This is a genomic window from Streptomyces sp. NPDC058470 (genome assembly GCF_042721055.1).
Lineage (GTDB): Bacteria > Actinomycetota > Actinomycetes > Streptomycetales > Streptomycetaceae > Streptomyces.
On record NZ_JBHXMF010000047.1, the window covers coordinates 62,656 to 75,548 of the forward strand.

The 12,893-nt window shown below is 69.7% G+C and carries 9 protein-coding genes; 3 read left to right on the forward strand and 6 right to left on the reverse strand.

Annotated elements, in window-relative coordinates; genetic code table 11:
- Positions 1-116: 116 nt before the first annotated feature.
- The 4 genes from ACFWP7_RS30195 to ACFWP7_RS30210 form a co-directional block, all read right to left on the reverse strand.
- The gene (locus ACFWP7_RS30195) at positions 117-1,328 is read right to left on the reverse strand and encodes a glycosyltransferase (protein WP_384387618.1); all 1,212 of its coding nucleotides are present in this window, start codon (positions 1,326-1,328) and stop codon (positions 117-119) included.
- Positions 1,325-2,983, reverse strand: coding sequence for an ArnT family glycosyltransferase (locus ACFWP7_RS30200; RefSeq protein WP_384387621.1), 1,659 nt, complete (start codon positions 2,981-2,983; stop codon positions 1,325-1,327). The genes ACFWP7_RS30195 and ACFWP7_RS30200 overlap by 4 nt, the downstream gene beginning before the upstream one ends.
- Positions 2,984-3,075: 92 nt before the next feature.
- Positions 3,076-4,329: a glycosyltransferase gene (locus ACFWP7_RS30205; protein ID WP_384387624.1), complete on the reverse strand. Its 1,254-nt coding sequence runs from the start codon at positions 4,327-4,329 to the stop codon at positions 3,076-3,078.
- Between the two features lie 203 nt (positions 4,330-4,532).
- The gene (locus tag ACFWP7_RS30210) at positions 4,533-6,572 is read right to left on the reverse strand and encodes a thioredoxin domain-containing protein (RefSeq protein ID WP_384387627.1); all 2,040 of its coding nucleotides are present in this window, start codon (positions 6,570-6,572) and stop codon (positions 4,533-4,535) included.
- A gap of 161 nt (positions 6,573-6,733) precedes the next feature.
- Here ACFWP7_RS30210 and ACFWP7_RS30215 point away from each other — a divergent pair, with 161 nt between their 5' ends.
- Positions 6,734-9,946 (forward strand): tetratricopeptide repeat protein, encoded by a 3,213-nt coding sequence (locus ACFWP7_RS30215; RefSeq protein WP_384387630.1) that lies wholly within the window; start codon positions 6,734-6,736, stop codon positions 9,944-9,946.
- 350 nt (positions 9,947-10,296) lie between these two features.
- On the opposite strand, the gene ACFWP7_RS30220 is transcribed toward ACFWP7_RS30215, so the two are convergent.
- A complete protein-coding gene (locus ACFWP7_RS30220) occupies positions 10,297-10,590 on the reverse strand; it encodes a hypothetical protein (RefSeq protein WP_384387632.1) in 294 nt (97 codons plus the stop codon).
- A gap of 1 nt (position 10,591) precedes the next feature.
- A complete protein-coding gene (gene mca, locus ACFWP7_RS30225; protein ID WP_384387635.1) occupies positions 10,592-11,473 on the reverse strand; it encodes a mycothiol conjugate amidase Mca in 882 nt (293 codons plus the stop codon).
- A gap of 161 nt (positions 11,474-11,634) precedes the next feature.
- On the opposite strand from mca, the gene ACFWP7_RS30230 reads away from it, so the two are divergent.
- Together ACFWP7_RS30230 and greA are read left to right on the forward strand one after the other, a co-directional pair.
- A complete protein-coding gene (locus ACFWP7_RS30230; protein ID WP_384387638.1) occupies positions 11,635-12,033 on the forward strand; it encodes a DUF4307 domain-containing protein in 399 nt (132 codons plus the stop codon).
- Between the two features lie 168 nt (positions 12,034-12,201).
- Positions 12,202-12,699, forward strand: coding sequence for a transcription elongation factor GreA (gene greA, locus ACFWP7_RS30235; protein WP_384387641.1), 498 nt, complete (start codon positions 12,202-12,204; stop codon positions 12,697-12,699).
- The last annotated feature ends 194 nt before the right edge of the window (positions 12,700-12,893 follow it).

A 12,893-nucleotide genomic window follows, 5' to 3' on the forward strand; every position in this document is an offset into this window, starting at 1 on the left:
CGGGTTGGTGACGAGGTTGGCGGCGGAGGCGGGCTGCGGCGAGATGAGCAGCAGGCCGGCGGCGAGGCCGGCGATCGCCAGGAGCGAGGTTCTCCTCCGTGGTCGTACGGTGTGTCTCACGCGGCTCTCCTTGCTGTGTGGCTGCTGCTCCCGCCCGCGAGCTCATTGCTGCGGCGCGGCAGATAGACCAGCGCTTCGGTTCCGACGAAACGCAGGACGAAGGTCGTCACCAGGGCCAGCGCGGTGGCGGGGAGTGCGCCCATCCCGAAGTGGCTCACGAACAGGGCGATCAGCGGGATGCGCAGCACCAGATCGGCGTTGGCGATCAGGGCGAACCGGCCCACGCGGTCCCACCAGTGGCGGTGCTTGCGGCGCTCGCGGAACAGGAGATGCTCGATGAGCAGGAAGTTCCAGGCGACCCCGAGCTGGTTGGCGAGGATCTCCGCCGGCAGGTAGTGCATGCCGATGACGGTGAGGGCGTACAGGCCCAGCAGGTTCGGTACGAAGCCGGTGGCGCCGATCAGGCCGAAGACCACCATGCGCGCGACGGGCGAGGCGGTGCGCAGCCCGACCAGATGGCGCAGGAAGCGGAAACCCTCCTGCGCGGTCGACTTGGACTCGCCCGCGAACCGGTCCTGGAAGACGAACGGCACCTCGGTGACCTCGCGGGGGCGGCTGCGCACCGCGAGTTCGAGGAGGATCTTGTAGCCGAGCGGCTGGAGGATATCGGCGGTGACCGCGCTGCGGCGGATCGCGAAGAAGCCGCTCATCGGGTCGCTGATGCCGTGCAGTTTGCGCGGGAAGAGCGTCTTGGTCAGCCAGGTCGCGCCGCGCGAGACGGCGATGCGGTAGCCGCCCGCGAGTCCTTCGCGGCTGCCGCCCTTGATGTAGCGCGAGGCGACGACGAGCCCCGCCGAGGAGCGCTCACCGGTGGCGACCAACTCCGGTACCAGCGACGGCGGATGCTGCAGATCGCCGTCCATGACGACGATCCAGTCGGAGGTCGCCGCCTTCAGTCCCTCGACGACCGCGCCGCCGAGCCCGCCCACGGGTTCGGCGCGGTGCAGCACGGTGACGGGGAACGGGCAGTCCTGCGCGGCCTCCCGGATCACCTCGGGGGTGTTGTCCGTGGAGTCGTCCACGAAGACGACCTCGCAGGGCAGCCGGGCGGGCACCGACTCGGTGATCTGGTGCAGCAACTCCCCGATGTTCGCTGCCTCGTTGAACGTCGGTACGACGATGGTGACGGCGCCGGGTTCAGGGACCTCCGCGGCGCGTACGGCGGGATCGCCCAGTTCATCGGGGACAGTGCTCTCGAAGCTGCTCATCGACTGCCTCCGTCGGTCGCTGTGGTGGTACTGCCTTCGATTCGCCGGATCTCGATCCGGTCCTCGCCCTTGCCGAAGGTGGCGACGGGCGTCGAATGCTCCATCGCGGCCTTGACGTTGGGCAGGTCGACCGCGTCGCGCCGTACGGTCGGGGAGGCGACGACGTAGTCGATGTCGCGCCAGCCGTGCGGCATCGTCTTGGTCACCGCGGGGTCGAGGTCCGCCTTGTAGAACCAGATGACGCCGAGCCCCGGCTTGTAGCCGGCGTGCACGAGGTCCAGCCAGAGCGCGTCGTCGACCAGGACCCGCGTCTTCCCGGGGTTGTCGACCTCGGTGCTGAGCCACGAAGAGGCAGCCCTGTAGGGGGCGTTGGCGTCGAGGGTGACGGCGGTGCGGTTACCGTCGTACCAACGCGGTACGACGTAGGCGGCGGCGCCCGCCACGAGCAGGACCGCCGTCACCCGCCGTCCCCACAGGACGTACCGCTTCTCGTCCTCGCGGCGCCCTCTGCGCAGCACCGCGTGGGCGACGCTGGCGGTGCCTCCGGCGAGGACGAGCGCGAGGAACGGCAGGGCCTGGATGACGTACATCGCGGGCAGATAGCCGCTCGGGCGCATGGCCACCAGGGCGAGGATCGCCACGGTGAGCGCGGGTCCGGCCAGCGCGCGTGCCGTCACCGACCAGCGCCAGGTGACCAGGAGCAGCAGCGCTCCGGCGAGGCCGCCGAGGGGCAGCACGCGGTCGTAGTACAGCCAGGACTGCAGAACGCCGTACGAGCCGGTACCCGAGTCGAGGATGAAGCCCGAACCGGGGCGGCTCATCTGGTACTTGATGCCGTCCCAGAGCGAGACATGGCCGGCCCCGGAGAACAACTCGCCCTTGAGGAGGGCGAAGAGCGGGTACGACAGGCCGATCAGGACACAGGCGGTGATGGCTCCGGTGAGCGCGAACTTCCGGGTGTCGCGGTGGCCGTGCCGCCACATGGTGACAAGGAGCGCGGGCAGGATGACGAGCATCGTCTCCTTGGTGAGCACGGCCGCCGCGGCCGCGATGCCCGCCCCGAAGTGGTGCCAGAGGTGGCGGTTCGGGGAGGCCGCGAGGCAGAACGCGAGCAGCGTCCACATCACCGCGATGTTGTCCAGGAAGATCTCGCGCTGGAGGACCACCGACAGCGGCGAGAGCCCGAAGAGCACCATCGCGAGCCCGGCCGCCCACCGGGGCAGCGAGAGGCGGCGCGCGAGGACGTAGACGAGGATCGCGCTGATGGCGCTGACCAGGAGCATCGCGACGCGCATCGAGCCGACCGTCATCAGCCCCGGGCTGATCTGGGCGGGTATCCAGGTCAGTGCGGCTATCTGGATCCAGCCTAGCGGCGGGTGGTCGTACCAGTACGTGTAGTGGGCCAGGCCGTTGCCCTCCTGCACGGCCCAGGCCTGGGCGAGGTAGGTGCCTTCGTCGTCGCTGAGGGTCGGGTAGTCGGCGATGTTCCAGCCCTGCACGAGCATGATCGCCACGAGGAGCGCGAGGCACAGCAGCAGATCGGGGCGCGAGCTGCGAAAACGCAGCGGGGGACGGGGGTCGGGGACGTTTTTGGGCGCAGGGGGCCGCTGCGCGGGGACCGTGGAGGTGGCCACCGCGGGAAGGGTGGAGGTCACGCGGGAATGTCCTCTCGGGACTCTCGAGCTACCGGACTACCGGACTACCGAACGGGCGAAGTCGCGATCTCACGAACTGGCGATCTCACGAACTAGCGGGCCACTTCGACTTCGGTGAGGTGCGCGCCGACATGGCTGGTCAACTCCCAGTCGTTGCGCCCCCGTTGCTCGCGCCAGACGGCACGAACGGCGGCGCCGGCCAGCAGCACCTGGTAGAAGGGGCCACCGACGATCAGCTTCAGGTAGTGGACAAAGCGGACGCGAAGCCCGTACTGCTTGCCGAAGTCGTGCAGTCCGACAAGCTCGAAGACAAAGGTGACCAGCGCCGTCACTGCCGGCAGGAACGTGATGAACGCGACGCCCACCGGCACGTCCAGGAAGAGCGCGATGGCCACGTTGAGCGGAATGACCACGCCGGAGATCGCCTGGAGGTACGGCGTCATGAGGGTGTACCGGGCCAGCAACCGCTGCCCGAATCCCGGGAGTTGCTTCCAGTCCTTCTTGCGGTAGACCTGAAGGAAGCCCTGGTTCCACCGGGTGCGCTGCTTCATCAGCGACATCAGGGTGCCCGGGGTCTCCTCCCGGGTCACCATGTCGGAGTCGTAGGCGACGACGACCTTCTTGCCGACGCTGGACAGCCGCACACCCAGGTCGCAGTCCTCAGCGAGGCAGTCGGGATCCCAGCCGTCCGCCTCCCGGAGCACGTTCGTCCGGACGAAGACGGTGTTGCCGCCGAGCGGGATGAACCCCTTCTGCGCGTGCAGATGGAGCCTGGACCTGAACCAGAAGAAGTACTCCAGGCAGTTGCGCAGGCTGTACCAGCTGGAGTTGAAGTTGATGAGCTGTACGCCGCCCTGGACGACGTCCGCGCCCGTGGTACGGAACGCGTGGTCCACGTGGGCGAGGAGCTCCGGGTGGACCTGGTCCTCGGCGTCGAAGACTCCGACGACATCGCCGCGGCAGTGCGGCAACGCCGTGTTCATGGCCCTCGGCTTGTTCTTCTTCTCGTGGTGGTCGACGACGACCCGGACGCGCGGGTCGCGTGCCTCGGCGCTGCGGGCCACCTCGGTGGTCTCCGGGTCGTCGTGCCCGACGATGACGATGATCTCGAAGTCGTCGTGGCTCGACTCCAGCAGCCGCTGGATGGTGTGGTCGAGTACGGCCTGCTCGTGCCGAGCGGGCAGCAGCAGCGAGAACGACAGGCCGTCGCCGCCGTCGGGACTGCTGAATCGGGTGGAAGCGAGCACCTCGGGCGTACGCCACGCGTGCATCTGCCACCACAAGGTGAAGGCTGCCATCCAGAACAAGGCCAGTGAAACGGCAGCGATAAAGACAGACGTGAGCAACAGATCCCCCCAGATCCCCAAAAGCCCCCTGTCGCGACAGCGAGTCTCACTCCTGCCGCGTCAACGTGCAGAGACTATGGGGGAACTGTGAAGCCGGAAAGCTCATCAGATAAATAGAGTGTTTCGGAATCCTCCATCGAGTAAGGGCAAGTACCCGGACGTATCCCGCTACGTCGGAGGTTTACGGTCCCTGTAGTCCCATGTCAGACGGCATTTCCGGCTCCCACGGCCTCGCGCAGCCGCTGAACATCGGAGGTCGGAGCATCGCAGGTGAAGTTACGGCAAACATAAGCGGAGGGCTCACCGTTGACCAACGGACGGTCAGCGAGCAGCGGAAGTTCGTCACTGTCCGCAGTGCCGACGGCGACGACGGCGCCCGGCGCGGTGCCCAGGAGCGCCGCCCGATGCAGTTCCCGGGTCGCGGGATGCTCCGTCGGACCCACCACGGCGATCTCCCGCGGCCCGTCGAGCAGCGCCTCCGCCGCGGCCAGCCCCCAGCCGACGAAGCGCGGCACGCGCGGCCCGAGCGCCTTCACGACCCCCAACGCCCGCTCCGCCGCGGTCCGATGGGGCTCCGCCCCGGTCTGCGCCGCATACGAGAGCAGCGCGCCGGCCGCCGCGTTCCACCCCGAGGGCGTCGCGTTGTCGGTGGGATCCTGCGGACGCCGGATGAGCCGCTCGGCATCGGCGGCGGTGTCGTACAGGGCGCCCGACTCGGCGTCCGTGAACTGTACGAGCACATGGTCGAGCAGGAACCCGGCGAACTCCAGCCACACCCCCTCACCGGTGACCCCCGCCAGCGCCAGGAACCCCTCGGCGACATCCGCGTAGTCCTCCAGCACCCCTGCGTTCGACCCGACTTGGCCGTCCTTGCTGGTACGGGCCAGCCGCGCCCGGTCGTCCATGTGCAGCCGTACGAGGAGGTCGGCGGCGCCGATCGCGGCCTCCACGAGGTCGGGGCGCTCGAAGTAGGCGCCGGTCTCCGCGAGGGCGGCGACGGCGAGCCCGTTCCAGGCGGCGACGACCTTGTCGTCCCGGCCGGGGGCGGGGCGCTCCGCGCGGGCGGCGAGCAACCTGCCACGGATCCCGTCGATCTTCTCGGCGTCGAAGACCCCTTCGTGCTGCGGAAGTTGGAGAACGGAAGCCCCCTCCTCGAAGGTGCCCTCCTCGGTCACCCCGAAGTAGTCGGCGGCGAGTTCGGCGTCCGCACCGAGGACTTCCCCGAACTGCTCGGGCGTCCACACGTAGTACGCCCCCTCGACATGCTTGCCGTTCCCGTCGTCGCTGTCGGCGTCGAGCGCGGAGGCGAACCCGCCCTCGTTAGTGCGCAGTTCACGCACCATGAAGTCGGCGGTCTCCAGGGCGACGCGACGCGCGAGATCGGAACCGGTGGAGCGCCAGAGGTGCGCATACACCCGGCACAGCAGCGCGTTGTCGTACAACATCTTCTCGAAGTGCGGCACAACCCACTCGCGGTCGACGGAGTACCGCGCGAACCCGCCACCGAGCTGGTCGTAGATCCCGCCCCGCGCCATCCGCTCACCCGTGTCGGCGGCCATCTGGAGCGCGCCCTCGGATCCGGTCCGCGCATGATGCCGCAACAGGAACTCGATCACCATGGACGACGGGAACTTGGGCGCCCCGCCGAATCCGCCGTACTGCGCGTCGTACTCCCGGGTGAGCCCGAGCAGGGCCCCGGCGAGCTCCTCCTCCCCCGGAACCGACGCGTCCCCGTAGCTCAGCTCCCGCCCGGCGAGATCCCGCACGATCTTCTCCGCGACCTCGGTCACCTCACCGCGCCGCTCGGTCCAGGCACTGTGCACACCCTCCAGGACCTGCCGGAAGGCCGGCATGCCGTGGCGGGGCGTGGGCGGGAAGTAGGTCCCGAAGTAGAAGGGCTCGGCGTCGGCGGTCAGGAACACGGTCATGGGCCAGCCGCCCTGACCCGTGGCGGCCTGCACGGCCTCCATATAGACGGCGTCGACGTCCGGCCGCTCTTCGCGGTCGACCTTGACACTCACGAAGTGCTCGTTCAGATACGCGGCCGTCGCCTCGTCCTCGAAGGACTCGTGAGCCATCACATGGCACCAGTGGCAGCTGGAATAGCCGACGCTCAGCAGTACCGGCACATTCCGCTTGCGCGCCTCGTCGAAGGCCTCGGCCGACCAGGGCCACCAGTCGACGGGATTGTCGGCGTGCTGGAGAAGGTAGGGGGACGTCTCGTGGGCCAGTCGGTTCGGCATACCTCCATCCTCGCGCACCACACCCCTCATCGCCGCGCAGGCACCGTGCTGATCCACGGATCAGCGCAGCCACCGTGATGATCGGTGCGCACCCTCGCGCGGACGCCCCGTACGCAGGACACTTGGCAGCGACAGATGTTGCCGCCGGAGGGGGACGTGACATGCGGGACAGCCACCGGGCGGATGCCGAGCGGCTGTTGGCCCGGGCCGTGGAGGAAGAGGTACGGCGGTCGGGGGGACGTACCGACGGGGGCGTGCTTCTTTCGCGGGCCCGGGGTGCGCTGGAGGCGATGGGAGAGACGGCGGCCGAGGAGTACGGGGCGTACACGGGAGCGCTCGACGAGGCGGAGGCGGGACGGCTGACGTTCGGGCAGCGGTACGCCCGCGACGGCGCCGGAACTCCCTTGCTGGTGGCGGTCGTTGCTGCCGTCGCAGCCGTCGCGGCGGACCTGGCGCTCGGTACGGGCGCGGGGACGGCGTTCGGTGCGGGGGCGACGGTGGGCGTGGTGGGCGCGGCGGCCACCGTGGTCAAGGTGACGGCCTCGCATCTGCCGGCGGCGAGCCGCCGGGCCGGGGCACTGGGGCAGCCGGGCGGCGCCGAGCAACTGCGTCTGCAGTGGCTGACGGCCCTGGAGGTACGCGGGATCCGGCCCTTCCTCGACCAGCAGCGCGTGCTCAACGCCTCCACCGGCACGAAGCAGGGCGGGCCCCAGCTGCGCCGCACCGACAAGAGCGCGGCGGCACGGCGACGCAGTGTTCTGGAGCAGTCCTTCGGTCAACTGCCCGACCCGGAAGGCCCGTTCACGGGTCGACGCGCCGAGCTGTCGCGGGTCGCCCAGTGGGTGCACGCGGCGCGCGCGAGCACGGAGACGAAGCCGACGGTGGTGGTGCTGTACGGCGTGCCCGGCGCCGGCCGCAGCACGCTCGCGATCCGGGCGGCGCACGCCCTGAAGGACCAGTTCCGGGGCGCGTGCGTGGTGGACCTGCGCGGCGACAACCCCGAGGAGCCGCCGCTGACGACACGGGACGCGCTGCTCCATCTGCTGAATCGTCTCGGCGCACCGCGCGAACAGCTCCTCTTCCGCGAGCGTTCCTCGCAGAACCAGCAGGACCAGCAGGTCAGGCGGCTGACCGAGCTGTACCACCAGCACCTGACGGGCCTGCCGGTGACGATCGTGCTGGACGACGCGAGTGACGCCGAACAGGTCCGCATCCTGGTCCCCGAGCGCTCGGACAGCCTGGTCCTGGTCACCGCCCGCAAACCCCTCGACCTGCCCGCCGACCTCGCCGCCTGGGTGCACCAGCTCCCGGTCGAGGCGCTGGAGGCAGCGGGCGCCGAGGAACTGCTGAACGCCGCGGCACAGGACAAGTCGGGCCCCTACGACGCCGAATCCTCCGAGCGCGTAAGGGAGTTGTGTGGCGGTCTGCCGCTGGCCCTGCGCATCGCCGGCTCCTCGCTCGGCCCCCGGACACCCCGCCAACTGGCCTCGGACCTGGCGGCGTACGGCCCGGTCGAACCGGTCGAGCGCGTTTTGTGGCTGCGCTACACGGACCAGACGGACACAGCACGCCGGCTCCTGCGCCGCCTCGCCCTCGCGGGCCGCGCCTCGCTGGGCGCGGTCGCGGCCGCCTCCCTCCTCGCCACGGACGAGCCGGAGGCCACCCGCCATCTGACCGCGCTCTCCCGGGCGGGCCTCATCGACCACGTCCGCGGCAGCCGCTACCGCCTGCACGATCTCGTCCGCACCTTCGCCCAGGCCCGCCTCCTGGACGAGGAGGAACCGGCCGAGCGTACGGCGGCCCAGGAACGCCTGATCGTGAACTACGCGGAGCTCGCGGACTCCGTGATCCGGCTGGTCGACGGCAAGACGTCCACACGAGCGGACCGGTTCGGCCCGCACGGCTTCACCTCTCTCGATGCGGCCCTGCGCTGGCTGGACGACGAGTCGAGCTTCATCACAGCGGCCCTGCGGAACGCGGAGGGCGTGGACCAGGCGGCCGTACTCCATCTCCTGGGCGCCCTCTGCGACTACTGCCTGCTGCGCGGCGACCTCTACCGCCTGGGCGAGATCAGCGAGTTGACGCAGGCCGTCGACCAGGGCCTCCTGGTCCGCTCGGTCCAGTGGCGTACGGGCATCGCGGCCCGCCAGCTGGGCGAACTGGACAAGGCCCGTACGACACTCTCCTCGGTCGTCGACCTCTATTTCGAGGCCCACCACGACGCGGGCGCCGCCCTGGCCCTGTGCTCCCTCGGCATCACCCTCCACCACCAGGGCAACCTCACCGAGGCCGCGGCCAAGCTCCAGGAGGCCATGGACCTCCAGGCCTCGCCCGAGCTGGCGGGGGACCGCGCCTGGACGATGCACGCGCTGGCCGGCGTGGAGCGCGACCGCTCCCGGCTCGCCGTGGCCCAGGACCTGCTCACCCGGGCCCTGGTCCTGCACCGCGAGAGCGAGTCCGTGCACGGCGAGGCGTGGGCGCACTTCCACCTCGGCCAACTGGGCCTGCGGATGGGCGACGTACCGCGCGCGGAACGCGAGCTGCGCGAGGCCCTCGACCTGTACGGCCGCACCCGCGACCCCCGCGGCGAGGCCTGGGCGCTGACCCAGCTGGCCCGCGCCCGCCTCGTCGCCGGCGACCCGTCCCCCGCGGTCGACGGCCTGCGCCAGGCGGCCTCCCGGCACCGCGACAACGAGGACGCGCGCGGCGAGGCGTGGACGCTGTACTACCTGGGCCAGGCCCTGGAGGAGACCGGCAACCTGGACCAGGCGGTGCGCGAACTGGAGCACTCCCGCACGATGTTCTCCCGCATGCGCGACGTGTACGGACTGGCCTGCGCCCGCCACCACTCCGCCCGCGTCACCCGCGACCAACGGGCAGGCCAGACAGGCTCGTTGCGCAACTCCGGCTTCGCCCGCCAGCTCCTCGTCGACGCCCGCGCCGACTTCCAGCGCATCGGCGTCGCGCACGGCGAGGCGTGGACGTGCCTGGAGCTGGCCGTGGTCGACGGCGGCAACGCCCGTACCCAACAGGCACTGAAACTCTGCGACGAGGCCATCACCCTCTTCACCTCCTACGGCGACCGCCGCGGCGAGGACTGGGCCCGCTTCCTGCGCTGCACCCTGCTCCCCTACGCCGCCCCCGGCGGCTCCGAGATCGGCACCGCCGTCGCCCAGGAGGAACTCAGCCGCCTCTCCCGCACCGGCCACGCAACCCGGGACACAAAACTCGACGACTACGTCGAGGCGTACCAGCTCCTCCTGGAGCGAGGCGTAAGCCTCGAAACCGGCTGGCAGGCCTGGCGTCTACAGATGGTGCCCAAACGGCATGCCCGGGATGTGATGGGGGTGACGGTGGGCGCGGGGCGGGGGTGACGGCGGCGGGGGCCCGGCATACGCCAACAAGACCGGCACCGTACCGACTCACGCCACCGAGACCCGCGCGGCACACGGGACTCGCCGACGAACACCGCGCGTAACCGGCGTATGCCCGACAGGCGCCGCACGGACCCGCTGAGCCCCCGCTCCCGGACCGACCGACTCCGTACGGCACCACGGCTTCACCGGCAGCGCACGCCGACGGGCACCTCGCCGTACCGGCGTACGCTGACAAACCCCCCCCCGCGCCCGCTGACGGCTCAGCCACCACCGGCGCTCACCGGCCACGCCACAGAGAGGCGTGGCGGCTCACCGCGGGTCAGGTCTCCCGGCCTGCGCCGGTCAGCTCAGCCCTTCTCGGCCTTCGCCGGTGAGGTCTTCGCGGGCAAGGTTTCCCCGGCTGAGGCGTCCGGGCCGCCGGGCGCCTCCCCGGAGCCACCCCCGCCCCCCTTGCCGGAGGCACCCGATTCGAAGGTGTCGTTGACCTTCCCCATGTGCCGGTTCATGGACTTCATCAGTGCCCACACCGCCAGGGCCATCGCCGCGAAGACGATGAAGCCGAGGACGCCGGGGGTGACCTTGTTCTCGTCGACCTCCTTGGCGAGGGGGACGAGGTGCGTCAGTGCCAGGCTTGCGCTCATGTCAGGCATTGTCGCGGATGCCCGCAAAGAGGTCGTCCTCGGGGAGGGAGGTATCGACGAGGGACTTCACGAGCTCGTACTCCTCGGTCGGCCAAACCTCCTTCTGGAGGTCCAACGGGACCTTGAACCAGCCGCCGTCGGGGTCGATCTGCGTGGCGTGCGCGATCAGCGCCTTGTCGCGGATCTCGTAGAACTCGGCGCACGGAACGTGCGTGGTCAGCGTGCGCTCGGTGCGCTCGAACTCCGACCACCGCTTCAGCCAGTCCCCGTACGGCGACTCCATGCCACGCTCAAGGAGGGCATTGTGCAGCGCCTCGGTGCGCGGACGGTTGAAGCCCTGGTTGTAGTAGAGCTTCTGGGGCTGGAACGCCGGACCGAACTCCGACTCCGGGTACTTCTCGGCGTCCGCCGCCGCCTCGAACGCCACCATCGAGATCTTGTGGGTCATGATGTGGTCGGGGTGCGGGTAGCCGCCGTTCTCGTCGTACGTGGTGATCACCTGCGGACGGAAGGCGCGGATCTGCTTCACCAGCTCGCCGGCGGCCTTGTCGACGTCCTCCAGCGCGAAGCAGCCCTCGGGGAGCGGCGGCAGCGGGTCGCCCTCGGGCAGGCCCGAGTCGACGAAGCCGAGCCACTCCTGCTTGATGCCGAGGATCTCGCGCGCCTCGTCCATCTCCTTCTTGCGTACCTCGTGGATGTGCTCCTCGATGTACTTGTCACCCTGAAGCTTCGGATTGAGGATGGAGCCGCGCTCGCCGCCCGTGCAGGTCACGACCAGCACGTCCACCCCCTCGGACACGTACTTCGCCATGGTGGCGGCGCCCTTGCTCGACTCGTCGTCGGGGTGGGCGTGCACGGCCATCAGTCGCAGCTGGTCAGTCAAGACTCAATCCTCAGTAAGTCGGCCAGTCGGCAAGTCGGCGCCCGGCGTGAATCAGCTCGATGGGCGGCTTCTATAGTGACGGAATCGGGGGGCGAATAATTCCGGGGCCCGGCCCCTGGGCCTCCTGGACCCATGCCGCCACCCCCGCCGAGAGGACGACCATGAGTACGGCGAGCACGCAGCTGCCCGAGGGCCGGTACGGCCGCTCCGCGGACGAGCGCGCCGACCGGAAACTCAAGGTCGTCGGAGGTGTGCTGGGCGGGATCCTGCTCGTGCTCATCGGCTGGTACGGGTACGACCACATCGCCGGGACCAAGATCAGCGCCGAGGTGATCACGTTCAGTGCCTCGGACACCGCGGTCGAGGTGCACCTGGAAGTACGCAAGGACGCGGACGCCCACGGCTACTGCACGCTGCGCTCACAGGCCGCGGACGGCGCCGAGGTGGGCCGCGCGGACTTCCGCTTCGACCAGGACGCGTCCCGCATCGACAAGGTCCTCACCCTGCGCACGACCGCCAAGGGCACCACCGCGGAGCTGCTGGGCTGCTACGACGACTGACGTCACCCCCAGCACTTACGTGCTGACCTGCGTTGACGTAATTCTGATGTCTTATGTCCTCCCCCTTCAGCCGCTGAATTGTTAGGCTCGTGGTTTCGCCCACCTGTGAAGGAACATTCTTCTGGGTAGGGCGATGCTTTGTATTTCCAGTACCTACGAGGAGCACCTGTGACCCAGACCAGCGAGAACGTCACCTGGCTGACCCAGGAGGCGTACAACCAGCTCAAGGCCGAGCTGGAGTATTTGTCTGGTCCCGCGCGCACGGAGATCGCCACCAAGATCGCGGCGGCGCGCGAGGAGGGCGACCTGCGGGAGAACGGCGGGTACCACGCGGCCAAGGAGGAGCAGGGCAAGCAGGAGCTCCGTGTGCGCCAGCTGACCCAGCTCCTGGAGAAGGCCAAGGTCGGCGAGGCCCCCGCGGCGGACGGTGTGGTCGCACCCGGCATGGTCGTCACCATCGCCTTCGACGGCGACGAGGACGACACCCTGGACTTCCTGCTGGCATCGCGCGAGTACGCGAGCGCCGACATCGAGACGTACTCGCCGCAGTCCCCGCTGGGCTCCGGCGTGAGCGGCAAGAAGGTCGGCGAGGACGCCCAGTACGAGCTGCCGAACGGAAAGCTCGCCTCGGTGAGGATCCTCAAGTCCGTGCCCTACCAGGGCTGAGCCGAGAATCAACCGGGCGAGCCCTACCAGGGCTGACCCGAGGACCCACCCGGAGTCCGGGACCCCATACATCCAGGGCCCACCCGTGTCCAGGACGGCGTCCAGCACCCCACGTACTCCGACGATGCCCCCGGCTGCGGGCGGATTCTCGGGGTCCTCGCAACACCTGATGGCTTACGTGGCCGTCAGTAGAT